Origin of the sequence: Variovorax nivicola (assembly GCF_051216475.1) — a bacterium.
GTDB lineage: Bacteria > Pseudomonadota > Gammaproteobacteria > Burkholderiales > Burkholderiaceae_C > Variovorax.
The window spans coordinates 1-24,177 of sequence record NZ_JBPJZK010000015.1; the positions used below are offsets into that span (position 1 = coordinate 1).

Sequence of the window (24,177 nt, forward strand, 5' to 3'; positions counted from 1 at the left end):
CTCTTCATGATGTACATGCACTCCTGATGATGGGCACCTAATGCGGTGCCATTTATTCAGGTCACATGCTGTCGACTTCGTCCGGCTTCATCAAGACGGCCTTCGTCGGACTATTACTGTCCATCTGCCGTGGTCGGCACTAGACCGACCAGAACGAATGACTTCTGCGCGCTGGAGCCTGTCGAGACGTGGAAGTTCGCAACGACAAGCACCAAGACCGTGGCGGCTCAATCGTCGAAACGCCGCGAGGCTGCGTCCGCTCGTCTGGTCTGCGAAGGCAGTTCACCGAACAATCCGTGGTACTCGGCCGCAAAATGGCTGAGATGGAAGAAACCCCAGTTGGCCGCGGCATCACCAATCGGCAGATCCGACGTACGCGTGGACATCAGTTCCCGGCGCACGCCGTTGAGACGCACTGATCGAAGGTAGTTCAGCGGCGTCGTCTCGGCGACGGTGCGAAAACTGTTCTGCACCGTACGGCGGCTCACCTGAAGGCGCTGACACAGTTCAATGACGCTCGGAACGTTGATCGCGTCGGTCACTACAAGGCGATGGCACTTCTCGACTATGAAGCTGTGAGTGGAGCTGCTCTGGCGCTGCCCTCTGTCGCAGGCCGGGTCGGATACCAGCTGCAACAACTCGTCCAGCATCGCCTGCTCCCGCTCATGCTCCCTATCCGGCGTATTGCCAAGGTCGTCATTGATCAACGCCTCGGAAAACATCGCCAGCAGCCGCCTGCGGGATTCAGCGAATCGCTGTGGCGGTACCTTGATCACAGGCTGTTTGATCGAATTGCGGATTTCATCCGCCCAGAGAGAGCCCCCCAAGGCGCGCTCGAACAATTCCTGGTCGAACGTCATCGCCAGCATGTCCATCCCCATCGGCATGTGGAACATGAACTCCTCTCCACCACGAAGAAAGAAGATGCTTTTGTCGTCCGCCTCGCGCCCTTGCATGCGGATCGCGCCCGGGATAACGATCGGGACGGCAAAGCACACTCTCCCCTGTGGAGCCTCCCCATGCTGCACGACGCGCTGATTGATCTGCTCGCGAAAGACATGGCATCGAGCGCTGGTGAGCTGCATCAGCGAACTCTCAGGCGAACCCGATGTGATCTGGCTGTAGGTCTGACTCCAGCCGTGCACGGCCGACGCGTGGACATGAACGTCATGAAATCGATTGATGCTTTGATTCATGGTCAAGAGAGCTTCCGTGGTGAGCGAGGCGTGCAAGGGCACGCCACGTGGAATTCCCACATCGCAAGAATTGTGCAAGGCAGCCCTCGGAGCACCCAGTGGGGAAACCCGCGATTCCCCTGTACCAAGCCCCCGACGTGCAACGTCCGGGCGACACCGGCAACCCCAGTGCACGAATCGCAGGCGAAAGAAGCTTCAAATTGGTGCCAGCCGACCCGCAGGCGCAACACCTCGGCGGAGCCATGCGGGCGGTCAATGGCTTGAGGCGCGGTTCCCGATTGCTGATTTGGGCTAATGCAACTTCATAGCCCGCTTCGCCCCCGCGACGCTGTATGCACTGAGAGCGAACCATCGTCCCTTTTGACCTGCCTGTGGCGCGCACCCGCCCTGCTCGGGGACTCAATGGCTTGTGACAAAACCCCTTTTTGGCGTCCCATGAGGCATCCCGCCTCCATGAAGGAGCGCAAGCCGCTTCGCGTCGTCTGCCGCGAAGGCAGTCACGTCTTCGCCAGTGCTGGCAACAAGTTCATCGACAGGGTCGGCCGATCGCCGTCTTCCTGCCAGTGTCAACCGTGCCGCGTCCTTTGAGATACGACCTGCCCCCGTCATTACCTCTAGCTGCCGATGCGGATTTCGGCCTGTTTGACCTGGACCTCGTAATTCTGACGATTGCTCTTCAGGAACGCGGCGGAAGCGCGACGGAAGAGCATCGACTGGTTCGAACCCGACACTGGCGATGTAGCGGTGCCGAAAGGCGGGCTCCTCAATGATTGTGTGGACTTCCGTCGCCAGGACAATTCGAGCGCGGGCTTCTCACGCTCCACAGCGCCTCTTGATCATCCTCCGCGCCCAGAGCTCACCTGTTTGCACTCGGCGGGCCCAGCGATCACGGCAGTCGCTCTCAGTCGTTGAAGCTGAACCGCCCCTCGGCCGCTAGTCGCGTCAGCGGCAGTCGATCATTGGGCATCTCGCGGCTCTGCATTCCCTCAGGAAGAACGCCCTTGTCGCCCTGCTTGCCGATCGCGACCACGGTTTCCACTGAATAGGTACCAGGAATGGCTGCGGCTTGACGAAGGCGGTCTGAGTCGAAGCCGGCCATCCCGTGGGCGGCCCAACCCGAGAGCGTGGCCTGAAACGCGATGCTTGCCCAGGCTGCACCGGAGTCGAAGGAATGCCACAGATTGGGCTCTGCAACGTTTGCGCCTGGAAACACGGCCTGCCTGGCCGACGCGATGACCACCAGCGCTGCCGCGCGCTGCGCCCAACCTTGATTGAACTCCACCAACGTATCGAAGATCGGTTTCCAACTCGCCGTCTCGCGTCGCACGTAAATAAAGCGCCAGGGCTGGGCGTTGTATGCCGAGGGCGCCCATCGTGCGGCCTCGAGGAGGCTCATCAGAAGAGACTCGGGAATCATCTCACCTGTGAACGCGCGGGGCGACCAGCGGTCAGTAAATAGAGGATTGATCGGGTGATCGGGTTGGCGCGCTTGAGTCATGGGTTTCCAGGTGAAATGAAATGAGCGCGGGCGCCTAGATGCCCGCATGTTGATGTACTTGATGACCAGGTAGTCCTCGATGCCATGGCGCGAACCTTCACGACCAAGGCCCGATTGGTTGACACCACCAAACGGCGCGACCTCATTGGAGATCAGCCCGGTGTTCACGCCGACCATGCCGTACTCGAGGCGTTCTGCTATGCGCCACACCCGGCCCAGGTCGCGCGCATAGAAGTAGCTCGCCAGACCGAATTCGGTGTCGTTGGCCATGGCGACCACCTCGTCCTCCGTCGTGAAGCGAAACAGTGGCGCTAGCGGGCCGAAGGTCTCTTCACGCGTAACGCGCATATCCTGCGTGACACCCACGAGCACAGTCGGCTCGAAAAAGGTGAGGCCCAGTGCATGCCTGCTGCCGCCTGTGATCACGCGCGCGCCCTTCCCGGTGGCATCCGCCAAATGCTCCTCAACCTTGCGCACTGCCGCCTCATCAATCAGCGGACCGATACGTACGCCCTCCTCGTCACCCGGCCCAACCTTCAGCGCCTGCAGGGCATCAGCCAGCTTGCGCGCAAACTCGTGATACACGGCGGCGTGCACGTACAGTCGATTGGCGCACACACAAGTCTGCCCCGCATTGCGAAACTTGGAGACGATGGCCCCTTCCACCGCTGCGTCGAGGTCGGCATCTTCGAACACAATGAAGGGCGCGTTGCCGCCCAGTTCCATCGAGACTTTCTTGACGGTCGACGCCGTCTGTTGCATCAGCTGCCGCCCCACCTCGGTCGAGCCGGTGAAGCTAAGCTTGCGCACCAGCGGATTCGTTGCGAGCTCGGTGCCAATATCGCCGGCCGAACCGGTCACCACCGACAACACACCGGACGGGATGCTCGCACGCTCGGCCAGTGCCACCAAGGCCAGGGCAGTCAATGGGGTCTGGCTCGCCGGCTTGACCACCATGACGCAGCCCGCCGCGAGCGCCGGACCCGCTTTGCGCGTAATCATCGCGGCCGGAAAGTTCCATGGCGTGATCGCAGCGCACACGCCCACAGGCTCCTTGATCACCACGATGCGCTGCGAGGCGATAGGCGCTGGAATCGTCTCACCGTACACCCGCTTGGCCTCTTCGGCGAACCACTGGATGAAGGACGCCGCGTAGGCGATCTCGCCCCGCGCCTCGGCCAGCGGCTTGCCCTGCTCTGCTCTGCTCTGCTCTGCTCTGCTCTGCTCTGCCGTCATGATGCGTGCAAGATCGTCCTGGTTCTCGAGAATGAGTGCGTGCCAGTGCGCCAGCAAGGCCGAGCGTTCGTGGGCCGTGCGCGCTCGCCAGATGGGCCACGCCTGGTTCGCGGCCTCGATGGCCCGACGGGTCTCAGCGGCCCCCAGTCGGGGCACGTGGGCGACTACGGCGCCGCTGGCGGGGTTCGTGACGGCGATGGTCTGGTCCGCGGATATCCACTGGCCCGCCACGAGGCATTGTTCTCGCAGCAGTGAGGGGTCTCGCAGGTTCAGCATGGTGTGGGTATTCAAGATTGCGGGTTCAGATTTGAGTGATCAGCTTGGTCACCAGGAAGCTGTCGAAAGACTCGGTGCCGCCTTCGCTGCCGAAGCCGCTGTCCTTCACACCCCCGAACGGCAGTTCGGGATGCGCCATGCCGGAATGGTTGATATTGACCATGCCGGCTTCCAGTGCGTTGGCCACCCGCGTCGAGATCCGGATCGACTGCGTGAAGACGTAGGCGGCCAGCCCGAATGGGAGCGCATTGCCCAATCGCAGTGCATCGTCTACCGTTTCAAAACGCGCGAGCGCTGCGATCGGACCGAATGGTTCCTCGCGCATGACACGGGCATGCTGCGGCACGTTCGCAATCAGGGTCGGCTCGTGGAAATGGCCGCGCTCGCCCAACCTCTTGCCGCCCGCCAGCACCTGCGCGCCCACCTTCTCGGCATCGTTCACGAGTTCGCTCACCGCCTGCAGGCGCCTCTCGTGGATCAGTGGCCCCATCTGGACGCCCTCTTCCAGGCCATGACCAACCTTCACTCCGCGCAGCGCATCGGCGAAGCTGGCCACGAAGCGGTCGTAGATGCCGGCCTGGACGAAGAAGCGCGAGGGCGACACGCACACCTGCCCCGCATTGCGGGTCTTCAGTCGCGCCAGCAAGGTCGCGGCCTGCTCCACGTCGGCGTCGTCGAACACCAGCACCGGCGCGTGGCCGCCCAGTTCCATGTTCATTCGCTTCATGTGCGAGCCTGCCAAGGCGGCGAGTTGCCGGCCCACCGGAACCGAGCCGGTGAAGGAGACGACACGCACCAGAGGCGACTCGATCAATTGGCGCGAGATCTCGCTCGGCACGCCCCACACGATGTTGAACACGCCTTCGGGCAGCCCTGCGTCGTGGAACAAGCGGGCTATCGCCACGATGGCGCTCGGTGACTCCTCGGGCCCTTTGAGCACCACGGCACAACCGGCACCAATCGCAGCCACGACCTTCTTCATCGCTTGTCCGAACGGAAAGTTCCATGGACTGAACGCGACGCAGACGCCTGCCGGCTCACGCACCACAAGCTGACGCACTGCCGGGTTGCGCGACGGCACGACGCGGCCGTAGATTCGACGGCTCTCCTCCGCGTGCCACTCGACGTGCTCAGCGGCATTGAGCACCTCGGCGACCGCCTCAGGCAACGGCTTGCCGTTGTCCAGCGTGATGCTGCGCCCGATGGCATTGGCGCGCTCGCGTGCCAATGCCGCCACCTTGCGCAGTACCTCGGACCGCTCCACCGGCGAGCTGTGTCGCCAGGACTGGAACGCGCGATGTGCGGCGCTCAATGCCGCGTCGATGTCCTCGGGCGTGGCCCAGGGCAGGTGCCCGAGCAAGTCGAAGGTCGCAGGATCGCGCACCTCTTGTCCGGGGCGGCCGTCATTCCCCACAAAGCGGCCCCCAATGTAGAGGGAAAGCTCGGGATACATCATCATCCTCTCAAGCATGCGCCAAGAGTTGTGGCGGTTCCTCTGCGCTTGCACAGCCAGCCGGGAAAGACGTGGCAACAGGCAACACGGTCTCGCAGAATGACGACAGTTGCTGCACGGCGTCGCCCACCTTGCCTGCAACCGCAATGAACCGGTCCGGTCGGATCAACACCCAATCGACGTTCTTGCCCTGAAACCAGAAGTGCAGCGCGTTCTCCACGTCCTCGATCACCGTGCCCGACGGCTGGACCGGCACGTTAGAGCAGGCTTCATTCCTGACACTGCGCGACCGCACAGCGACGTAGTGGTCGCAGCCCAGGCGGTCGAGTTGCACCCTCAGGCCGGCGGGCGCGCTCGCCAGCGCGTCACTGCGCCAACTCACCAGTGCGAAACGGGCACCGACGACATCATCGAGCCGCTGGGTACGCCCAGGCTCGCGCTCGATGTTGGGCTGGATGAACATGCGCCCCACCAGTTCGTCGCGCCGCTCATCGCCGCTGTCTAGGACGATGCCCTTTAAGAAGCGGGGCATGGGCTTGAACTTCATCTGCAACACGTAGTCGCGTACGCGTGGAATGTTCTTGATGGACAGGAAGAAGCGGTCACGCATCCAGGCCACGAAGCGATTGCGCTGGGACAGCACGGAACCGAACAGATCCGCTAGGTCGATCATCGCCTTGGCGTGCGCATGGCGCTCATCGTGGTAGCTCGCCAGCAACTCGGGCTTCAGTCGCCCCTGCAGGATCCAGGCGAGTTTCCAAGCCAGGTTGAAGGCGTCACGCACGCCCGCATTCAGACCCTGGCCGATCCACGGCGGTGTGATGTGCGCAGCATCGCCCGCCAGGCACACCCGCCCAAACACGAATGAGCCGGCCACGCGTGAATTGTGCGTATAGACCCGCGCACGGATTACATTGAGCTTCTCGGGCTGCGCCACATGGCGACCAAGCAGTTCCCGCACCTTCTCGGGCGCTAGCATCTGATCGCCGTCTTCGCCGGGGAACAGCATGAACTCCCAGCGGCGCAGGCCGTACGGCAAACGCAGGCACACGTACGGCCGGGCAGGCTCGCAATGCAGCGCGGTATAGGGGGCGTCCAGCGGATCCTGGTCGCATTCGATGACCACCCATTTGGCCGCATGCGTGCGCCCCTCGAAAGGCAGCTTGAGAATGCCCTCGCGCACTGTGCTGCGCCCACCGTCGCACGCCACGAGATAGCGCGCGCGCACCTGACTCTCCGCGCCCTGCACATCGCGCAAGGTCGCAGTCACACCGGTCTCTTCCTGCGTAAGCCCGACCAGCTCCACCCCCACGCGCAGGTTGACGTGAGGAAACCGTTCCAGTCCCCGGCGCAAGACTGCCTCGCCGAGGGGTTGGGAAAACAGGTTGCGACGAAACCAGCCGAACTCACGTGTGCTGGGAAGGATTTCCGCGAAACACTGCTTTCCAGCTGTGTACATGCGCATGGGCACGTTCTGGATCATGTCCCGCAGCATGTCCTCGGCCAGTCCAACCGCTTGAAAGGTGCGCAACGCCTCGTCGTCCAGCCCCACGGCGCGGGGGTAGTCCATCACCTGCAGGCTGCGGTCGACGATCAGCGTCGATATGCCGTAGACACCCAGCAGGTTGGCAATCGAGACGCCGACTGGCCCCGCGCCAACGATAAGCACCTGAAATTCCATGGGGATGGTCATCGGTTGTGTCTCTCGTAGTTATGTGTCAAACAGGGCTGAGCAGCCTGCTGTCCTGCTGCAACAGCAGGTGTCGAACTTTCTTGCGGAACTCGGTGAAGTCGGGATCGGCCGTCAACTCTGTTCGACGTCGGGCGCGTTCCTCGTAGCTATCGAATGCCCAGAGATAGACCAGCTGGTTGAGATCGCCACTCTCCGGCGCCATGAGCGCGACCAGATTACCCAACAACCGCGTCTGCACCTCGCGCCCCTTCTCGTTATAGATGCGCAGGTACTCGCGCACGCTCCCGGGAACCAGTGTGTAAGTTCGAAGTTCGTGGATCATTTCGTTTACTGGGAGGCAGGTGCGTGAGCTGGCTTGAGGAAGTCGACGACCAACTGCTCGAACAACACCGGCTGATCGTCGTGGACGTAGTGGCCGGCATCGGGAATCTCGGCATCGACGATGCACGAGTTCAGCTCTCGCATTCGCGCCACCATCGACGGCTGGAGGTAGTCGGAACGGCCCCCTCGTACCACGAGCGTCTTGCATGCAATGGCCCGGACGCTGGGCTCCAGATCGATCACGCGAGCCGGATCCGGATTGAGCCTCGTCGCGGCGATGCCGGCGTGGTCGTAGCGCCAGGTATAGCCCCCCTCTGGCAGAGGTTTGAGCATGTTGTGAAGGCGCTGTTGCCGGGCCTCTTCCGTCACGGTCGGCCGCAGGGCGCGCATGAAGTCGCTGGCCGCCCCCCAGGATTCGAACCTGTCGGGCGTGGTAGCCAGTTCCTTGCGGATACGCGTCGCACCCTCGCTGGTATCGAAGGCACCCGGACCGGCGTCTTCTATTACGAGGCGCCTGACCTTCTGCGGATGACGCGCGGCGTAGACGATGGCATTGATGCCCCCCATCGAGTGCCCCAGCAGGTCGAAGGGCGCAAGCCCCAGGGCCTGCACGATGCCTTCGATGTCGGCCACGTAGGCATCTGTATAGTAGTTGTGCGCCGGATCCCAGTCCGATTCACCCCGCCCCCGTTGATCGAAGGCAATGACGCGGAACCCGGGTTGCAGCGCAGCGCCGATGCCCGCGAAAGTTTCCGCATAGCCGCGTATGCCATGGAGCATCAGGATGGGCCATCCCTGTTCGCTTCCCCATTCTGTGACGTGGAAGTTCAGCCCAGACAGGGCCAGCGTGTAGTCGCGCCGCTCCATATCCATCTCAGTACAGCCCGTCCTCGCCCTTGACGTCCGAGGCCTTCAGTCCTCCGAGTCGGGCGTTGAGGCGGCCGCGGGTGGCGAAGGCCCAGCACACGATGACTTCGTCGCGATTGGGGCCGTCACTGAACTGGGCCGTGATGGTGTCGTAGTGCGAGCGCACATACAGCGCATCCTTGTGCGCCAGGGGAATGTCGATCACGGTTCCGGGGCCGCCGCGCTTGCCGGTGGACGGCACCCATGACTTGCCGCCGCCCACGTGATCGCGCACCGGGTTGGCCGCCGGATTGGTCAGCAGCGCATTGCCATGCTCGTACTCACCATCGATACCCACCAGGCAGGCTTTTCCGTAGCTCTGGATCGCGCGGCCCTGCGCCGCCTCTTGAATCCGACGACCGAACTCACGCCCGAGTTCGGGGGAGGGCTCGATCCAGGAAGCCAAGTCCTGCACGAACTTGCCGGCGAACGGGTTGTGGATGCAGGCTGCGATCACGATCTTGCGCAGCGGCTCGCCATCGGCAGGAGCGCCGGTCTCACCGAAGAGGGTGTCTTCGATCTGCAGGTACCACTTGCGAATGTGAAAGACGCTGGAATTGGCGGTCTTGGTCATAGAGATATGCGATCAATGTTGAAGAAAAGAGAAGGAAATGAGCGCTACTCAGTCGTACAACGGCTCTAGGTGGAAGTGATCGCTAGGCGCGTTGTAGGAATGCAGTACGCGCTTGCCCTCTTCGTCGTCGTGGACGGTTTCCAAGAAGAACTCGAAGCGGTGACCGTCCGGGTCGTTGAAGTACAAGCCATAGCCCACCTTGTGGTCAGTTGTCTTGACCACCTCCACACCGGCCCTAAGCAACTGCCCGTAGAGTCGCCGCAACTCCGTCAAGTCGCCATCGATTTCCAGGCCGTAGTGCTGCAGGGCGCAACCGCCCACCACAACACCGGGTTCGGGACGGATGAGCGCGATGTCGTGGTGCTTCTGGCCGAAGCTCATGAACACCCACTGCGCGCCGCGCGCCGTTTCCTGCATGCCGAGCACGCGCTCGTACCATCCGGCCGACACGAAGGGGTCGGTAACAAAGAGCGAGAGATGCGTGCGGCGAATCTTGGGCCGCACAACGGCCGCAGCCTGCTCAGTCATGGGGCTTGGCCCCCAGGATCGACTTCGGATGCGCCTTGACGGCTGCCACCGCCGGTGTCCACGCCACGGCCGTGATCTCGCTGAAGTCGCGCCAATCCTTGAACCAGCTGCGACCGCCGTCCATCGAGCGAAAGAGGTGGCCGTACTTGGTGCCGGCGAACACCAGTTGGGGGTCTGCGGCGTGCATTCCCAGCGCCCAGAATGTGGAGTTGGGCACCGCATGAAGCAGTGCGGTCGACCAGCTCGCGCCACGGTCGAGCGACCGGTAGATCTGCGTGCGTGTGCCCGGCGTGCCGTCACCGATGGCCACCAACAGGACGTCCTGGTCTCCTTCCAGCGGCGCGAGCGTGCGGGTGTAGTACATGCCATCGAAACGGTCGGCCGAGCTCTCCGCGGCCCACGGCCCGTACCCGCCGTCGCGGTTGGTGTAGACCGAGTTCACGGTGGCAAGCAAATGCGTCTTGGGCTGACCGCCGCGCGCCGGAAGGATGGTGATGGCGTGGATGTCGCCGTTGACGATGCCGCTTTGCGCGTCGTCCGCACGACGCCATGTCTCGCCCTGATCCAGGCTGTGCCAGGCACCGCCCTCCTCCACGCCAAACCAGACCGCGCCGTCGTCGGGATCCACGCAGACAGTAAGAATCCGCGGACGGTTCACGCCGCCGCAGAACTCTGGCAGTTCGATGCCCAGCCGCGTCCAGCTCTGACCGCCGTCGAGCGAACGGAACATCGCGGCGCGAGAGGGCGCGCCCGTTCCAGCGTAGATCACGTTGGAGTCGCGCGGGTCGATCGCGATCGCCCAGACGTGCATGCCGTTTGCGGGCGACTCGAGGCGTCTGAAATGCACGCCCGCGTCTTCGCTCAGGCAGATGCCGGCATCCGCGCCCGCGAAAATCCGGTTCGGATTGCGGGGATCGACCAAAAGACTGCGCACGACGCCATCGAACTCGATGGCCTCCTTCAGCCCGAGGCGATGCCACGTAGCGCCATCGTCCGCGCTGCGCAGAATTCCCTGCCCCGCGGTTCCCACAAGAATTGTCCCCTGCATGATCGAGTACTCCTTCGCTTCGCTCAGATGAAGATGCCGCGCGTGATGCCGCCGTCCACAGCGATCGATTCACCGGTGATCGCGCCGGCTCGCTCGGAGGCGAGGAACAGCACGGCATCGGCGATTTCATTGGGTTGCAGCACACGGCGGATCGGTGTGCCCTTGGCGTAGTTCGCCTCGACCTGATCCGGCGTCAGGCCCTGCAGCTTGGCCTCCTTGGCGTAGAGCTCGTGGATGTGCGGTGTTTCCACCACGCCGGGATGGATCACGTTGACCGTGATTCCCGACGGGCCGAGTTGATCGGAGAGCGTCTTGGTCAAGTGGCAGATCGCCACGTTGCGCATGCCCGAGAGTTGCTTGCTGCCGCGGCCAGTGAGGCCGCCGATGTTGATGATGCGGCCGAAGCCACCCTTGCGCATGTGGGGCGCGACCGCCTTGGCGCAGCGCATGTAGCCCACCACCTTGATGTTGATGTCTTCCAGCAGGCCCTCGGGGTCGGCGTTCTCGATCTCGCTGCGCACGAGGCCACCCGGGTGCGCAGCCCCGTTGACAAGGATGTCGATTCGGCCGAAATGCGCCGCGACCCTGCTCATCATCGCGTCCACCTGCTCGGTGCTGCTGACGTCTGCGGGTGCGGCAAGAATCTCGACGCCCGTTTCCTCGCTGATTTCGCGCGCCGCCTGTTCGAGCGGCTCCCTGCTGCGCGCCACGATGGCCACGCGCACGCCTTCGGCTGCCAGCGCCTGCGTCACCGCCCGGCCGATGCCAAGACTGCCACCGGTCACGACTGCGACCTTGCCTTTGAGTTTCAGATCCATACGTTCTCCTTGATTGATGCAGGCCGCGCTTCCAGCGCCCTGTCGTTGCGCCCTCAAAGGGCCATTTCGATGAGCGCGGGTCCGGTTCGCCCGAACGCCCGATGCAGTTGTTCGGCCAGTTCCTGCGCCGTGTACGCGCGCGTGGCCGGGACACCATAGGACTGGGCAAGTCCCACCCAATCGATGCGCGGGTGATCCAGGGCCGTCAACGCCTCGGCCCTTGCGCCGAGTGCAGCGCCGTCGCGCCGCAGTTCGTTGCGCAGGATGGCGTACTGATGATTCGCTGCGATCAGCACGACGACGTCGAGGTTCTCGTGAGCGATCGACCACAGCGTCTGGATCGTGTATTGGGTACTGCCATCCGACAGCAGCCCGACCACCTTGCGGTCCGGGCAGGCAATGGCCGCGCCCATCGCCACGGGAAGCCCCTGCCCGATGGCCCCGCCGGTATTGGTGATCGTGGTGTGCGGGCGGGCGGCCGATGACGCGGCGTAGAACGGATAGCCGCAAGTCCCACCCTCGACCGAAACGATCGCGCGCGCTGGCAGTTCGCGCGCCAGAACCGCGGCGATCTTGGCCGGCGTGAGCGTCCCCTCGGGTGCGTCCGGCAGCGACGAAATAGGCGCCTGGTAGGCCGGCGCACCCAGGGCATCGGCAATTTGCTCGAGCCGCTCGGCCACTGCCTGCCCCGGCTCGCCGATCACCAGCAGCCGTTCGGCGTTCACCAGCAGGCTGGGGTGACCCGCATAGCCAAAGTACGTCACGGGCGGCAGCGCGCCCACAAGCACCACGAGATCGGCGGGGTCGAGCACTTCGCGCGCCGGTTCGGGAAAGTAGGGCAGCCGATCGAACGCCGGCAGCCCCTGCCCGCGTTCGGAACGCGACGGAAAAGTCTCGGCATACGCCTGTGCGCCCAGCAGCGCGCACAGGCGGGCTGTCGCGCGCTGGGCGCGCTGCCCCAACCCTGCGAGTTCGCCGCCGCCCCCCAGCAGGAACACCACGCGCCGAGCCGCGCGCAGGCGCTCGATCCATTGCACCGCGTCGAGGCTACCCTCCGGGTCTGCGTCGACGGCCGCAGGCTTTTCGCTCTTGACAGCGCGCGAGACGTCGCCAGCCTGAAAGTCAGCGGGGAAGATGAGCGTCGTGCCACGCCCCCCCGCTGCGACGCTTTGCCGCACGGCCTCGGCAGCCGCGACCGCACTGTCGCCGGTGCTGTCGATTCGGTGCACCCACCCGGAGACGGGCCGCGCCAGGGATTCGATGTCGGAGGTCAGCGGCGCGTCGTACGGCAAATGCCAGCTGGCGTGGTCTCCGATGAGATTGACGATCGGCGTGCGTGCGCGCCGTGCGTTGTGCAGGTTCGCGATGCCGTTGGCAAAGCCCGGCCCCAGGTGCAAGAGCGTGGCCGCGGGACGCCCGAGCATGCGGCCGTACCCGTCGGCCGCACCCGTGCAGACGTTTTCCTGCAGTCCGATCACGCAACGGATTTCGTCACGTTGCTCCAGTGCACGCACCAGATCGAGTTCGGTGGTGCCCGGATTGGCGAAGCAGGTGTCCACACCTTCGCCTGCAAGCGCGAGCCAGAGCGCCTCGGCGCCGGTCATTTTCTTCATTGCCTTCTTCCTTTTATTGCACCTTGATGCCGCGCTCGCGCACGAGCTTTCCGACACGCTCCGCGTCGATGGCGATCTGCGCATCGAGCTCCGCGGGTTTGGATGCCCCGGCCCGCAGGCCTCGGGCGGACGCCCAGGCCTGCAGCTCGGGAGCAGCAAGTACCTTGGTGAGGGCCGCGTTCATCCGCGCTAGGATGTCCGGGGACGTGCCTGCCTTGGCATGCAGCGAGTAGGAGGTGGACAGCAGCATGTCGGACCCGCCGGCCTCGGTGATCGTTGGCACGTTCGGCGCCACTGGCGTGCGCGTGCTGGCCCCGACGGCCAACAACTTCATGCTGCCCTTCTGCACGTGAGGCAGCAGAGCTTCAACGCCACCCGACGTCGCCGCCACCTGACCACCGAGGATGGCGGGAATGACCTCGGCGAGCGCCTTATACGGCACGTGCAGGAACTGCACGCCCGTGCCCGCCTGCAGCAACTCCATGTTCAAGTGCATGACGCTGCCGACGCCACCGGTGCCGAACGGCACCTCGCCGGGATGCGCCTTGACGTAGGCGATGAAGGACTTGAAATCATTAGCCGGCACCCGCGAACTCACCACCAGATAGAGGTTCACATCGGCGATGTTGCTGACCGAGACGAGGTCCTTCTTGGGATCGAATGGCAGCGGCTGGTACAGCAAGGGGTTGACCGTCATCGTGAGGCGGTCGACCAACAGGAAGGTGTAGCCATCGTTCGGCGCTTTGACCACCTCGCCTGTGCCGATGATTGCGTTGGCGCCAGGCTTGTTTTCCACCACGAACGTGGTTTTGAGCTCCTTGGCCAGCCCCTCAGTCACAAGCCGGGCCATCACGTCAGGGCCTGTGCCCGGTGGATAGGGCACCACGAGACGGATGGGTCGCGATGGCCAACCGGCCTGCGCCCAAACCTGCACCGGTGAAAGGCACGCGGCCAAAAGCACCGCCGATACGGCGCAGGCTTGCCGAAAGAAATTTCTCTTCATCGCTGACTCCTAGAGACCCCTGCTGACGACGTTCCGGCTCCGAGCGGGGAGCACTCGAATGGCCGAGGGCGATAGCCCGACAACCGTTGCCTCCCTGCGGCTTCTTTTCGAAGAATTTTGCAATTTTATCGATTAGATAAAAAATGACAAGCAACATCGCCAGTGAAAATATAAATTCTTGCCATATTCGCTAATTATGATTTTCATGCATATATTGACGGGACGGAGAACGGCCACATGCAACAGTCGCTCGCGCGCCGCATCGTTTAACCTCGGGGTTTGCTCGGGCACGGCCCACGCGCTGCACCCAACCTGACTCCCGACACCATGAATAGCCTGAGTCGCATGCTCGAGGTGCTGAATCTGTTCAAGCCAGATCAGCCCGTGATCGATATCGAAATCATTTGCTCGCAACTGGGCTACACGCCGGCAAGCGCTTATCGCTATGTGCGCGAACTGTCCAACGTGGGTCTGTTGGTGCGTCTGCCGCGCGGCTACGCGTTGGGGCCGCGGATCATCGAACTTGATCGGCACATGACGCAGTTCGACCCTTTGCTGACAGCGAGCCGCGACATCGTGGGCGACCTGGTGGCACAGACAAACCTGGAACTGCTCATCAGCGAGCTCTACGGCTCGACCGTGATCAACATCCTTCAGCGTTCCGGCGCCGACGAGCTGACACTGAACTTCGGACGCGGCCGCCCGATGGACCTTTTCCGCAGTGCCACCTCGCGGGTCATCCTTGCGTATCTGTTGCCGCGCCAGGTGCGGCGCCTGTTCGACAGCGCCGCCCCCGAAGATCTCGAGCGCATCGGATTGACGTGGAAAGATTTCTCCAAAGCCATGCTGCGCATCCGCAAGGACGGCTACTGCATCAGTGAGGGCGAACTCGATCCTGGCAAGAGCGGCATTGCCGCGCCCATCTTCGACGAGAAGGGACGCATCCTCGGAAGCATTACCCTGGCGGGAAACTCCGAGCGCTTCAATGCTTTCAACCGAGCCTTCCTTTCGACACTGATGGTCGACGCCGCTCGGAAGATCACATCGCGAATCACGGGCTAAAAGACCAACTCCGCGTTTGCAGTCGGCCGCGAGCCGACGAACGCAATCAAGAAGCAACGCACTCGCTGCATCCAAGCTCGGCAAGCGTTGAAGCCAGCGCATCTGCACTGGCTTTCGAAAGCTCCACACCGACGACATCGCGACGACCGATCAATCGACCTTGATCTTCCGCTCCGAGACGACGCGCTGATAGGTCGCTTTTCCCTGAGCAATTCGTGCCTGCATCTCTTCGGGGGTGCTGTAGGCTGCGGTGAACCCCAGGTTATCGAATGCTTGGCTGACCGCGGGCGCCGCCAGTGCCTTCTTCATGGCGCCATTGAGCTTCGCCAATATTTCCGGCGGCGTCCCACCCGGGGCGAGCAGTCCAAAGAAACCGGCAATGGCCAATTCCGGGAGCCCGACCTCCGCCGCGGTCGGAATGGACGGGAACAGTCGGTCGCGTGTGTCACTCGTTATGAACAACGGAACCAGTTGATTGGCGCGCAGCGCGCCGATGAGCGGGGAGATGACCTCATCCATCAACTGGGCATCTCCCTTCAGCAGCCCCTCCTTTGCCGAGGCCGCTCCTCTGTAGGGCACGTGAACCAGTTGGATGCCAGTGGCTGACATGAATATCTCGCCCAGCAAATGATTGCTCGACCCCGTTCCTGCCGATGCAAAGTTCAGCTCACCGGGTCGCCGCTTTGCCAACGCGACGAATTCCTTCAAGGTTCTCGCGCCAGTGGAAGGCGTCGTCACGAAAACGAAAGGCTGGGTCGCGCCCAGGCTGATGGGAGTCAGTCCCGCCACGTGCCCCTGGTCCGGATAGAGCACTGGCCCAGCCGTCAGGGTGCTCCCACTCCCCCAAAGAAGCGTGTAGCCATCAGCTTTCGCCAGGGCGGCATATCTCGTTCCAATGCGCCCCCCTGCTCCCGGCTTGTTGTCGACGACGACAGGCTGGCCAAGGACGGCCGAGAGCTCCTGCGCGACCGCGCGTGCAGAAATGTCGGTAGAACCTCCGGGTTCAAACGAGACGACCAGCGTGATCGGTCTGGACGGATACCGGACCCGAAGACCTCCTTCGTGTCTCTCGTTGCTCATTTCCTTCAACGGGTGCGACCAAGACGTTCAATACTGGAAGGGCGCTTGCTCCGAATAATCCGATCCCACATCGCAACAGACGGAGACAAGCATGGAAACCTCACCCCAATCGAATACCCTGCGTGCGCTGTACCAGTCTTGGTCGGACCGCATGGCGGCCAATCCCGGACTGCCCATCGCCGATCTGCGCAGCCTCTTCGACGAGTGGCACCAGCCGACGCTCGAGCCTGAAGGCGTGACTTACAAGTCGGACCTGCTCGTTGGCGTCGAGGCCGTGTGGGCCCTGCCGCAAGGGGCCGACACGACGAAGGTCATCCTCTATACCCACGGCGGCGGGTTCGCGGTGGGGTCGTCGGCGAGCCATCGCAAGCTCGCCGGACACCTCGCCAAGCATCTGGGCGTGACCGCCGTGGTGATCGACTATCGGCGTGCGCCGGAGCATCCCTTTCCCGCCCAGCTCGAGGACTCCACGGCCGTCTACAAGGAGCTGCTGGCGCGTGGCTACAAGGCTTCGGACATCGTCACCAGCGGCGACTCGGCCGGTGGCAACCTGGCCATCTCCACCGTGCTGAAGCTGCGCCAGGATGGCGTGGCGTTGCCGGGCGCCGTCATCGCCTTCTCCCCCTGGCTCGACATGGAACATGTCGGCAAGACGTTGCAGACGAATGCGGCCACCGACGTCCTCGTCAACAGACCCATCGTCGAGGCCATGTCCGGCATGTTTCTCGGCGAGAAGGGCTCGCGCACAGATCCGCTCACCAACCCGCTGAAGGCCGATTACCGGGGATTCCCTCGCCTGTACATCAACGCGGGTGAGATCGAAACGCTGCTCGACAACGCACAGGACCTCGCTCGCATCGCGAAAGCGGCCGGCGTTTCGGTCACCTTGTCAGTGGTCGGCGGCATGCAGCACGTCTTCCCCATCCTCGCTGGCAGGGCTCCCGAGGCTGACGACGAACTGCGGCGCATCGCCAAGTGGTTCAAGGGCGCGTGAGCGCTCCCCTGATCTCAGCAAGAACACAGCAACCATCGCCATGGAAAACGAGCAACGCTTCGACGCCATCGTCATCGGCACCGGCTTCGCCGGCATCTACATGCTGCACAAGCTGCGCAAGGAGTTCGGGTCGAAGATCCGGGCGTTCGAGAAGGGCGGCGGCATCGGCGGCACCTGGTACTTCAATCGCTACCCCGGCGCCAAGTCCGACACCGAGAGCTTCGTCTACCGCTACTCCTTCGACAAGGACCTGCTTCAAGAGGGGGACTGGAACGCCCGCTACCTGGAGCAGCCCGACATCGAGAAGTACCTGAACCACGTCGTCGACCGCCTAGATCTGCGCCGCGACATCCAGCTCAACACCGAGGTGACGAGCGCGGTGTTCGACGAGCAGTGCAATGCCTGGCGGATCCGCACCAGCACCGGCGAGGCGTTCACGAGCCGCTACCTGGTCACAGCGCTCGGTCTGCTCGCGAAGACCAACATCCCCGACATTCCCGGGCGCGACAGCTTCAGTGGCACCTTCGTGCACACTAACGACTGGCCGAAAGACCTCGACCTCGCCGGCAAGCGTGTCGGCGTGCTGGGAACCGGCTCCACCGGAACGCAGTTCATCGTAGCCGCCGCCAAGCAGGCCGGCCATCTGACGGTCTTCCAGCGCTCGCCCCAGTATTGCGTTCCGTCCGGCAACGGCCCGGTCGAGCCGGCCGAGGTCGTCGAGACCAAGAAGAACTTTGACGCGATCTGGGATCAGGTGCGCGACTCCGTGGTTGCCTTCGGTTTCCAGGAGAGCGGCGTCGAAGCGATGAAGGTTTCCGAGGAGGAGCGGCGCCGCATCTTCCAGGAGAACTGGGACAAGGGCAACGGCTTCCGGTTCATGTTCGGCACGTTCTGCGACATCGCCACCAACCCGGAGGCCAACGAGGCCGCGGCCGCCTTCATCCGCTCGAAGATCAAGGAAATCGTCAAGGACCCGCAGACCGCCCGCAAGCTCACCCCGACCGGCCTGTACGCCAAACGCCCGCTGTGCAACGAGGGCTACTACGAGACCTACAACCGCGACAACGTCGAGCTGGTTTCAATCGCGGAGAACCGGATCGAGAAGATCACACCCGCCGGGGTGCGCACGGCCGACGGCGTCGAGCACAAGCTCGACGTGCTCGTCTTCGCCACCGGTTTCGACGCGGTGGACGGCAACTACCGTTCGATGGACCTGCGCGGACGCGGCGGGCGGCACATCAACGACAGCTGGACCGATGGACCCACGAGCTACCTGGGTCTGGCCACGCACGGCTTTCCGAACATGTTCATGATCCTCGGACCCAACGGCCCGTTTGCCAACCTGCCCCCCTGTATCGAGGCACAGGTGGAATGGATCGCCGGGGCTATCGGCCATGCCGAACATTCGAAGGTCGCAACCATTGAGCCGACTCTCAAAGCTGAGGAAGGCTGGACCCAGACCTGCGAGGACATTGCCAACATGACGCTCTTCCCAAAGGTCGACTCGTGGATCTTCGGCGCCAACATCCCCGGCAAAAAGAGTGCCGTCATGTTCTACATGGCCGGGATCGGTGCCTACCGGCAGCAACTCGAGACTGTCCGAAGCAAGGGCTACGAAGGGTTCGCCTTCAACTGAGGCAAGGTGCCCGCCTCAGCGCGGGAGGCCATCTTTCGAAATTAAATCTAGAGGAGACATCATCATGGGAAGAGTAAATGGAAAAGTGGCCATCGTGACCGGTGGCGTGGAAGGGATTGGCGGCGCGATCAGCACCTTGCTAGCGCGCGAAGGTGCCAAGGTGGCGGTGCTCGACATTCAGGACGCGAAAGGCGCCACGTTGGTTTCGTCGATCAAGTCTGCGGGCGGCACGGCCCAGTACTGGCACGTGGATGTCACCGCCGAGGCTGACGTCGCGCGGGTGTTCGCTGATGTGGTCGAGACCTTCGGCAAGCTTGACGTGTTGGTGGCCAACGCTGGCATTGCGGGCCCTAACGTCCCAACCCACGAGGTCACCCTTGAGGACTGGAACCGCACGTTTGCAATTAACTCTACCGCAGTGTTCCTATGCACAAAGCATGGGGTGCCGCACATGCGCGCTGCCGGCGGCGGCAGCATCATCAACATGTCGTCGGTGTACGGCCTCGTCGGCGCAAGCGACTTGCCGCCGTACCACGCATCCAAAGGCGCGGTGCGCTGCATGACTAAGAACGATGCACTGCTGTACGCCGCCGACAAGATTCGTGTGAACTCGGTTCACCCCGGCTACATCTGGACCCCGATGGTAGAAAGGCTCGGTCTGGACGCAGGTCTGGACATGAAGGAGTTTCGCAGTGCCATGGATGCGAAGCACCCCGTTGGTCACGTCGGTCTGCCCGAAGACATCGCGAACGGCGTTCTCTTCCTGGCGTCTGACGAAACCACCTTCATGACCGGATCTGAATTAGTGATCGACGGCGGTTACACCGCCGGTTGACCGTGCCGGCTGCGGCATCGGTGATGTAATCGATGCTGCTTTCAAAGACATCAAGGTGTGCCGTGAACTCTGCATTTCCTGATTGGCGACGAACTTCAGTCACGTGAACGCATTTGGCTCTGTGGACGAGTGACTTCATCATCAAACGGGCCCGACGATGGCTTTACTTCTTCAATGCCTGCGAGATATCCGGATCAAGTCTGGTGATCTCGACCTGCTTCCGCCACGGGTAAGAGGTGATTCTCTTGGTGAGGGCCGGACGCCGCGCAATTGCGACGAGCCGAGGGACGCATCGTCACGATCCGATTTTGACGACACACGGGCAAATAGCCTGGGAGGCTCATCGCCAGGGTTGGTCCTTTTGCGGTGAAACCATCCTCGTTCGCATTTGGCTCAACACGTGAGCCACCTGAGGAATGTCGCCAGGCCACCAGCTAAGGGTCACTCACGCAGGGCCTTTCCAAATGGGAAGGGCAGGGTCCTTATCAACGTTTCTTCAAGCCGGCCAAACTGGACTCGCTGTACGTCGATCAGGACAACCGGCAGGCAACGACCAAGTTCAATGACGGCGTCGACTGGTTCGCCGCGCCGACCGTCCAGTTGGTGGCGACCTATGGCCGCGACATCAAGGTGCGCGAACGCTTCAAGGTCAACAACCAGGTCAATCTGCGCGTCCTGACGCTCTTCTGATGGGTCTCGGCTCAGCCATTCCAGGGGCATCGTCGATGAAGTTGTCAGGCTCGAGCGGTGACACGGACCTCCCAGTGATCGTGCTCCGGTACTGCACGGGGGTTTGCTGGAACGCCCGCTTGAAGTGGCGCAACAGATGGCTCTGGTCGGAGAAGCCGCAGTCCGCGGCAATGCATTTCAGTGGCATGGCCACCGGACGGCCGAGGAGCCGCTGCGCGCGCTCCAAACGCCGGCGCAGAACGTAGGCATGGGGTGAGCAGCCAAACTCCGCGGGAAACTTGCGGATCAGCCCGGAGACGCTGACACTGGCCTCGCGAGCCATCTCGTCAAGCTTGAAGTTCCGATCCAGATTGTCCTCTATGTACTGCACAAGGCGCCGCCGTTGCCAATCGGCCATGCGGCCGGCCAGCGGCAGTTCCCGGACTCCGGCCCTGGCATAGCGGCGCAACAGGTGAACGCAAAGCTGGTCCACAAGGGCCGACCGATAGAGATGGCCACCGAGCCCGCCACTTTCCAGTTCAGCCTCGAAGGCGGACATCACGCCGAGAAGGACGCCGTCCTCGGCACGTACGCAGTCTTCCATGCCGACGTCACGGACGCTTCGCTCGAAGACGTCCTCCGCGACACGACACAGATCCGTCTGCGTGAGATAGATGTGGGTGACGTCGACCGGACGGTCCCACTTCCACTGCGACGATTCGCCGCGGGTTAGCAGGGAAAACACGCCCCGCCTGACCCTCTCGCTCCGCCAAGGGCCACCAGCGCGCCGGCTCACGACTGCATCGTCGCACTTGTAACGTACGATCATGTAGTCGCGCATCGAGGGAATGGCAACGTCAATGGATTCATAGTGATAGCCCTTGAGCGTGACTTGCTCCCATCCGACCGGCGCACTGTCGAGGGTCAGCCGGCCGGGTATCCAGTGGGGTACGTCGTCGGGCGCAATGAGTTGGGTCACAAACAGCATCTCCAGTGTGCCTATGATGGCTTGCACCGAGGTTCAACTTTACTCGTAGCGATCGCGACCGCCAATGGGGGTTATTCCCAGCGACGCCCGGCGATTCTGTCATGCGCTGCAGCGAAGCAAGACCCGGACAGAGTTGGCCCCGCCAAACTGCGCGCCCCGAAAAGTGAGGACGCTGGGCAAGTCTTGCTGTGCTCGCAGTTTGGACAGAATCAAGGGCACCCGGATGAAACTGGCGCGTTAAAAAAACGGGCCACAGGCCATCGGCAAATCTGAGGTGGATGGAACACCAAGATTCATATGGCTGCCGCAGATACGCGAACGGCCATAACGTTCTCGCTGTCGCCCGGACAGGCACACGGCGGACCAGAAGGGCGAGCCTTGCTGCGCCGATTGGGTGGGCCAACGAAGGCAACGAGACGCGGCAGTTGGCGCTCGACCTTGGATTCATCCCCATAGTGCCGCCGCTGAAGACCCGGGTCGAGCCATGGGAGTACGACCGAGAGATGTACAAGCGTACAAGCGCCGCAATGAAGTCGAGCGACTGTTCCGGCGCCTGAAGGGCTTCCGCAGAATCTTCTCTCGCTTCGAGAAGTTCGACGTGATGTTCCTCGGCTTCATCAGCTTTCGCGTTGACCGCCAACGGACTTCGGTTGTGTTAACAGGCCCTAGACATGATGGTCGCCTGCCCGGACAGGCGGCCGGTCTCCAACATCGTAGGTTGCACGCCGAGGCGTGTAGAGCTACATGCTGTGACTTGCGTCGTCGGCAACAAGGAGACCAACCATGGAAGAGCGTATCAAGCTTCACGTGGACCTGGATGTCCATAAAGACGGCATCAGCGTCGCGGTAGCAGAGCCTGGCCGGGCGCCGGGCCGATTGATCGGCAAGGTCACGCATCACGCATCACGCAGTCAGGCTACGGAGGGTGCGCTTCGGCCGCGCTCGGGCTCACGTTGAATGCGGTGGCTTTCCTGGGCGAGATATGGCGCGGCTGCATCGAGTCAGTGCCGCACGGACAGGACGAGGCAAGCAAGGCGCTGGGCCCGCCGAACTGGCTGCGCATGGCGCTCGTGCCCCTGCCGCAGGCCGCGCGCATCGCGATCGCACCGACGATGGGCTTCCTGGTACAACTGATCAAGAACACCTCGCTCGCCGCGAGCATCGCTTTCGTCGAACTCACGCGCAGCGGCCAGATCGTGAACAACGCGACCTTCCGTCCGCTCACCGTGTTCCTGGTCGTGGCCGCCATCTACTTCTGCATTTGCTGGCCACTGTCCTGGTACAGCCAAAGGCTGGAGCGCCGCCTCCAGACCGGCGCCCGCTTCGCTTCACATCTACAACAGGAGACATGACATGCCAGCCCACTGGATTCGGAAACTCGCGCTCATCGGCGCCATGGCCATCGGTACCGGGGCCGTTTACGCGCAGAGCGTGGACGACATCGTCAAGGCCGGCACGCTCAAGGTCGGCATGCTCGTGGACCTGCCGCCCTTTGGCGTCATGAAGACGAACGGCGAGGCCGAAGGGCTGGACGCCGACTTCGCGCGGCTGATGGGCAAATACCTCGGGGTCAAGGTCGAGATCGTGCCGGTGACCGGGGCCAAGCACCATGAACTCATCTCTGCTTCATCGTCGCGCGCCCTCCGAGTAACGCCCACGCGCTCCTCAAGTTCGAGCTCGTTGAGGCATCCAGCTGGCGCATCAATGAAAGCCTGCATCACCCTGAAGTCTGGGAATCGAGCGGCAACCGCCGCATCCGCGTAAAACCTCGCCTCGTGACTTGCCGCCCGGCGCTCGGCTCGGGTGAGATGAGCGCTCACGCTGCACCGCCCTTCTTCGCATCTGCCTCGATCTCAGCCAAGACCGTGTGGGCGCGTGGGCCGGTGACGCTGGTCATCAACGATGTGGCGGCCGGCGTTGGTGAGCTGGTACGCGTTGTCGCTGGAGGCATGGTCGGACTCGCAGACAAGTCCGTTGATCTCTGCCGTTCGGATGTGCACGTAGGCGGTTCGCAGTCCGTAGGCTAGGTTGCTCGGGTTCGGCAGGAACTTTTGCGCCAAGTCCTTGAACCGCATTGGACTGTCAGCGAGGGCATTGCAAACGGTCAAGTCCGTGATCATCTTCCCCGCTCCAACAAGCTCCGCAACCGCCGTGAGCACACGTTCGTCAGTGACTTAGTGATCGTTGCTCATGCTGCACCGCCTTCGAACAGCCTGGCCCGGACCTGGCCGACGAGGATCTCGATGAACTCGGCCTTGGCCTCGCGGCCGGCATGCGCGAACTCGGTCTTGAATTCCGCGATCGTGTTGATGTACGCGCGGCTCACCTTGAGCCAGGCTTCACGATCGGCTTCAGTGGCGGCAGACCCAGGCGCAAATCGTCAGCGTCAGCCTGCTCAATGCCATCACGAACATCAGGCAGCAGTACGACTATCTCACATGGGCATCGCAGGTCCCTGCATGCATTCTGGACAGAGAGGGCAAGCCACTGGACGTGGGCGTGGTTCAGCAGGTCACCCTCATCAGGACTTCGATGGTCCCCTCCTGCCGTAGCGTTTTCAATCGTGAAGTCGTGAAGGTGCGGGTTGTTCCAGCCCATGGCAGCTTGGATGACTCGGTTGAGTTTGACGAGCGCCAAGGCCTCGGGAAAGGGCTCCACTCGGGATTGCCTCCAAAAATGAGAGGCTGGAATTCGGTTCTCATCCGAATAGATTTAAGAATTTGGAATTAATCTTGCGCCGCAATCTTTCT

General features: G+C 62.8%; 23 protein-coding genes and 3 pseudogenes. 8 read left to right on the top strand and 18 right to left on the bottom strand.

All coding sequences use genetic code 11. The features are described from left to right. Positions 1 to 227: 227 nt before the first annotated feature. The 13 genes and pseudogenes from ACSFBF_RS33205 to ACSFBF_RS33265 all read right to left on the bottom strand — a co-directional run bounded on the left by ACSFBF_RS33205 (position 228) and on the right by ACSFBF_RS33265 (position 14,163). Positions 228 to 1,196, bottom strand: coding sequence for a helix-turn-helix domain-containing protein (locus ACSFBF_RS33205; RefSeq protein ID WP_435462702.1), 969 nt, complete (start codon positions 1,194 to 1,196; stop codon positions 228 to 230). Positions 1,197 to 2,097: 901 nt separating this feature from the next. Then, positions 2,098 to 2,742 carry a nitroreductase family protein gene (locus ACSFBF_RS33210; RefSeq protein ID WP_435462738.1) on the bottom strand — a complete coding sequence of 215 codons (645 nt, stop codon included), beginning with the start codon at positions 2,740 to 2,742 and terminating at the stop codon, positions 2,098 to 2,100. After that, positions 2,740 to 4,206 (bottom strand): annotated as a pseudogene (locus ACSFBF_RS33215) (NAD-dependent succinate-semialdehyde dehydrogenase); the annotation flags it as partial. The pseudogene ACSFBF_RS33215 and the gene ACSFBF_RS33210, both read right to left, overlap by 3 nt. Positions 4,207 to 4,231: 25 nt before the next feature. After that, positions 4,232 to 5,659, bottom strand: coding sequence for an NAD-dependent succinate-semialdehyde dehydrogenase (locus tag ACSFBF_RS33220; RefSeq protein ID WP_435462739.1), 1,428 nt, complete (start codon positions 5,657 to 5,659; stop codon positions 4,232 to 4,234). Positions 5,660 to 5,669: 10 nt separating this feature from the next. Next, positions 5,670 to 7,352, bottom strand: coding sequence for a bifunctional 3-(3-hydroxy-phenyl)propionate/3-hydroxycinnamic acid hydroxylase (locus tag ACSFBF_RS33225; protein WP_435462703.1), 1,683 nt, complete (start codon positions 7,350 to 7,352; stop codon positions 5,670 to 5,672). Between the two features lie 25 nt (positions 7,353 to 7,377). Continuing rightward, positions 7,378 to 7,674: an NIPSNAP family protein gene (locus ACSFBF_RS33230; protein WP_435462704.1), complete on the bottom strand. Its 297-nt coding sequence runs from the start codon at positions 7,672 to 7,674 to the stop codon at positions 7,378 to 7,380. A gap of 5 nt (positions 7,675 to 7,679) precedes the next feature. Then, positions 7,680 to 8,540 (bottom strand): alpha/beta fold hydrolase, encoded by an 861-nt coding sequence (locus ACSFBF_RS33235; RefSeq protein WP_435462705.1) that lies wholly within the window; start codon positions 8,538 to 8,540, stop codon positions 7,680 to 7,682. A gap of 7 nt (positions 8,541 to 8,547) precedes the next feature. Beyond that, on the bottom strand, positions 8,548 to 9,153 hold the full coding sequence (locus ACSFBF_RS33240) for an amino acid synthesis family protein (RefSeq protein ID WP_435462706.1): 606 nt from the start codon (positions 9,151 to 9,153) through the stop codon (positions 8,548 to 8,550). Between the two features lie 48 nt (positions 9,154 to 9,201). Continuing rightward, entirely contained in the window at positions 9,202 to 9,681 is a 480-nt protein-coding gene (locus ACSFBF_RS33245) for a VOC family protein (RefSeq protein ID WP_435462707.1), read from the bottom strand. Next, positions 9,674 to 10,729, bottom strand: a complete 1,056-nt coding sequence (locus ACSFBF_RS33250; protein ID WP_435462708.1) for a WD40/YVTN/BNR-like repeat-containing protein — start codon at positions 10,727 to 10,729, stop codon at positions 9,674 to 9,676. Before ACSFBF_RS33250 ends, ACSFBF_RS33245 begins: the two co-directional genes overlap by 8 nt. A 23-nt stretch (positions 10,730 to 10,752) precedes the next feature. Further along, positions 10,753 to 11,547 (bottom strand): SDR family NAD(P)-dependent oxidoreductase, encoded by a 795-nt coding sequence (locus tag ACSFBF_RS33255; protein WP_435462709.1) that lies wholly within the window; start codon positions 11,545 to 11,547, stop codon positions 10,753 to 10,755. 53 nt (positions 11,548 to 11,600) lie between these two features. Further along, positions 11,601 to 13,160, bottom strand: a complete 1,560-nt coding sequence (locus ACSFBF_RS33260) for an acetolactate synthase large subunit (protein ID WP_435462710.1) — start codon at positions 13,158 to 13,160, stop codon at positions 11,601 to 11,603. A gap of 13 nt (positions 13,161 to 13,173) precedes the next feature. Next, the gene (locus ACSFBF_RS33265) at positions 13,174 to 14,163 is read right to left on the bottom strand and encodes a Bug family tripartite tricarboxylate transporter substrate binding protein (RefSeq protein WP_435462711.1); all 990 of its coding nucleotides are present in this window, start codon (positions 14,161 to 14,163) and stop codon (positions 13,174 to 13,176) included. A gap of 327 nt (positions 14,164 to 14,490) precedes the next feature. On the opposite strand from ACSFBF_RS33265, the gene ACSFBF_RS33270 reads away from it, so the two are divergent. Further along, the gene (locus ACSFBF_RS33270; protein WP_435474546.1) at positions 14,491 to 15,225 is read left to right on the top strand and encodes an IclR family transcriptional regulator; all 735 of its coding nucleotides are present in this window, start codon (positions 14,491 to 14,493) and stop codon (positions 15,223 to 15,225) included. 150 nt (positions 15,226 to 15,375) lie between these two features. Here the strand turns inward: ACSFBF_RS33270 and ACSFBF_RS33275 are convergent, their stop codons facing one another. Next, the gene (locus tag ACSFBF_RS33275; protein WP_435474576.1) at positions 15,376 to 16,305 is read right to left on the bottom strand and encodes a Bug family tripartite tricarboxylate transporter substrate binding protein; all 930 of its coding nucleotides are present in this window, start codon (positions 16,303 to 16,305) and stop codon (positions 15,376 to 15,378) included. Between the two features lie 91 nt (positions 16,306 to 16,396). Between ACSFBF_RS33275 and ACSFBF_RS33280 the strand changes: the two genes are divergently transcribed. The 3 genes from ACSFBF_RS33280 to ACSFBF_RS33290 all read left to right on the top strand — a co-directional run bounded on the left by ACSFBF_RS33280 (position 16,397) and on the right by ACSFBF_RS33290 (position 19,770). Next, entirely contained in the window at positions 16,397 to 17,299 is a 903-nt protein-coding gene (locus ACSFBF_RS33280; RefSeq protein ID WP_435462714.1) for an alpha/beta hydrolase, read from the top strand. Between the two features lie 40 nt (positions 17,300 to 17,339). Then, entirely contained in the window at positions 17,340 to 18,935 is a 1,596-nt protein-coding gene (locus ACSFBF_RS33285; RefSeq protein WP_435462715.1) for a flavin-containing monooxygenase, read from the top strand. 64 nt (positions 18,936 to 18,999) lie between these two features. Then, positions 19,000 to 19,770 (top strand): SDR family NAD(P)-dependent oxidoreductase, encoded by a 771-nt coding sequence (locus tag ACSFBF_RS33290; protein WP_435462716.1) that lies wholly within the window; start codon positions 19,000 to 19,002, stop codon positions 19,768 to 19,770. Between the two features lie 661 nt (positions 19,771 to 20,431). Here the strand turns inward: ACSFBF_RS33290 and ACSFBF_RS33295 are convergent. Next, positions 20,432 to 21,454 (bottom strand): helix-turn-helix domain-containing protein, encoded by a 1,023-nt coding sequence (locus ACSFBF_RS33295; protein WP_435474549.1) that lies wholly within the window; start codon positions 21,452 to 21,454, stop codon positions 20,432 to 20,434. 189 nt (positions 21,455 to 21,643) lie between these two features. Here ACSFBF_RS33295 and ACSFBF_RS33300 point away from each other — a divergent pair. The 4 genes and pseudogenes from ACSFBF_RS33300 to ACSFBF_RS33315 form a co-directional block, all read left to right on the top strand. After that, a pseudogene (locus tag ACSFBF_RS33300) lies at positions 21,644 to 22,052 on the top strand (transposase family protein); the annotation flags it as partial. A gap of 158 nt (positions 22,053 to 22,210) precedes the next feature. Continuing rightward, entirely contained in the window at positions 22,211 to 22,384 is a 174-nt protein-coding gene (locus ACSFBF_RS33305; RefSeq protein ID WP_435474579.1) for a hypothetical protein, read from the top strand. Further along, positions 22,360 to 22,779: pseudogene (locus ACSFBF_RS33310) on the top strand (amino acid ABC transporter permease); the annotation flags it as partial. The gene ACSFBF_RS33305 and the pseudogene ACSFBF_RS33310, both read left to right, overlap by 25 nt. Before the next feature lies 1 nt (position 22,780). Continuing rightward, entirely contained in the window at positions 22,781 to 23,191 is a 411-nt protein-coding gene (locus tag ACSFBF_RS33315; RefSeq protein ID WP_435462719.1) for a transporter substrate-binding domain-containing protein, read from the top strand. Between the two features lie 89 nt (positions 23,192 to 23,280). On the opposite strand, the gene ACSFBF_RS33320 is transcribed toward ACSFBF_RS33315, so the two are convergent. From ACSFBF_RS33320 to ACSFBF_RS33330, 3 genes are all read right to left on the bottom strand, one after another. Further along, positions 23,281 to 23,502 (bottom strand): hypothetical protein, encoded by a 222-nt coding sequence (locus tag ACSFBF_RS33320; protein ID WP_435462720.1) that lies wholly within the window; start codon positions 23,500 to 23,502, stop codon positions 23,281 to 23,283. A 113-nt stretch (positions 23,503 to 23,615) separates the two neighbouring features. Next, positions 23,616 to 23,753, bottom strand: coding sequence for a hypothetical protein (locus ACSFBF_RS33325; RefSeq protein WP_435462721.1), 138 nt, complete (start codon positions 23,751 to 23,753; stop codon positions 23,616 to 23,618). Next, positions 23,750 to 24,139 (bottom strand): IS1096 element passenger TnpR family protein, encoded by a 390-nt coding sequence (locus ACSFBF_RS33330; RefSeq protein WP_435462740.1) that lies wholly within the window; start codon positions 24,137 to 24,139, stop codon positions 23,750 to 23,752. The genes ACSFBF_RS33325 and ACSFBF_RS33330 overlap by 4 nt, the downstream gene beginning before the upstream one ends. Positions 24,140 to 24,177 lie beyond the last annotated feature (38 nt).

Coding starts and splice junctions, on each gene's coding strand:
- ACSFBF_RS33205 (WP_435462702.1), bottom strand. CDS start 1,196: ATGAATCAAAGCATCAATCGATTTCATGACGTTCATGTCCACGCGTCG.
- ACSFBF_RS33210 (WP_435462738.1), bottom strand. CDS start 2,742: ATGCGGGCATCTAGGCGCCCGCGCTCATTTCATTTCACCTGGAAACCC.
- ACSFBF_RS33220 (WP_435462739.1), bottom strand. CDS start 5,659: ATGTATCCCGAGCTTTCCCTCTACATTGGGGGCCGCTTTGTGGGGAAT.
- ACSFBF_RS33225 (WP_435462703.1), bottom strand. CDS start 7,352: ATGACCATCCCCATGGAATTTCAGGTGCTTATCGTTGGCGCGGGGCCA.
- ACSFBF_RS33230 (WP_435462704.1), bottom strand. CDS start 7,674: ATGATCCACGAACTTCGAACTTACACACTGGTTCCCGGGAGCGTGCGC.
- ACSFBF_RS33235 (WP_435462705.1), bottom strand. CDS start 8,540: ATGGAGCGGCGCGACTACACGCTGGCCCTGTCTGGGCTGAACTTCCAC.
- ACSFBF_RS33240 (WP_435462706.1), bottom strand. CDS start 9,153: ATGACCAAGACCGCCAATTCCAGCGTCTTTCACATTCGCAAGTGGTAC.
- ACSFBF_RS33245 (WP_435462707.1), bottom strand. CDS start 9,681: ATGACTGAGCAGGCTGCGGCCGTTGTGCGGCCCAAGATTCGCCGCACG.
- ACSFBF_RS33250 (WP_435462708.1), bottom strand. CDS start 10,729: ATGCAGGGGACAATTCTTGTGGGAACCGCGGGGCAGGGAATTCTGCGC.
- ACSFBF_RS33255 (WP_435462709.1), bottom strand. CDS start 11,547: ATGGATCTGAAACTCAAAGGCAAGGTCGCAGTCGTGACCGGTGGCAGT.
- ACSFBF_RS33260 (WP_435462710.1), bottom strand. CDS start 13,160: ATGAAGAAAATGACCGGCGCCGAGGCGCTCTGGCTCGCGCTTGCAGGC.
- ACSFBF_RS33265 (WP_435462711.1), bottom strand. CDS start 14,163: ATGAAGAGAAATTTCTTTCGGCAAGCCTGCGCCGTATCGGCGGTGCTT.
- ACSFBF_RS33270 (WP_435474546.1), top strand. CDS start 14,491: ATGAATAGCCTGAGTCGCATGCTCGAGGTGCTGAATCTGTTCAAGCCA.
- ACSFBF_RS33275 (WP_435474576.1), bottom strand. CDS start 16,305: ATGAGCAACGAGAGACACGAAGGAGGTCTTCGGGTCCGGTATCCGTCC.
- ACSFBF_RS33280 (WP_435462714.1), top strand. CDS start 16,397: ATGGAAACCTCACCCCAATCGAATACCCTGCGTGCGCTGTACCAGTCT.
- ACSFBF_RS33285 (WP_435462715.1), top strand. CDS start 17,340: ATGGAAAACGAGCAACGCTTCGACGCCATCGTCATCGGCACCGGCTTC.
- ACSFBF_RS33290 (WP_435462716.1), top strand. CDS start 19,000: ATGGGAAGAGTAAATGGAAAAGTGGCCATCGTGACCGGTGGCGTGGAA.
- ACSFBF_RS33305 (WP_435474579.1), top strand. CDS start 22,211: ATGGAAGAGCGTATCAAGCTTCACGTGGACCTGGATGTCCATAAAGAC.
- ACSFBF_RS33315 (WP_435462719.1), top strand. CDS start 22,781: ATGCCAGCCCACTGGATTCGGAAACTCGCGCTCATCGGCGCCATGGCC.
- ACSFBF_RS33320 (WP_435462720.1), bottom strand. CDS start 23,502: ATGCGGTTCAAGGACTTGGCGCAAAAGTTCCTGCCGAACCCGAGCAAC.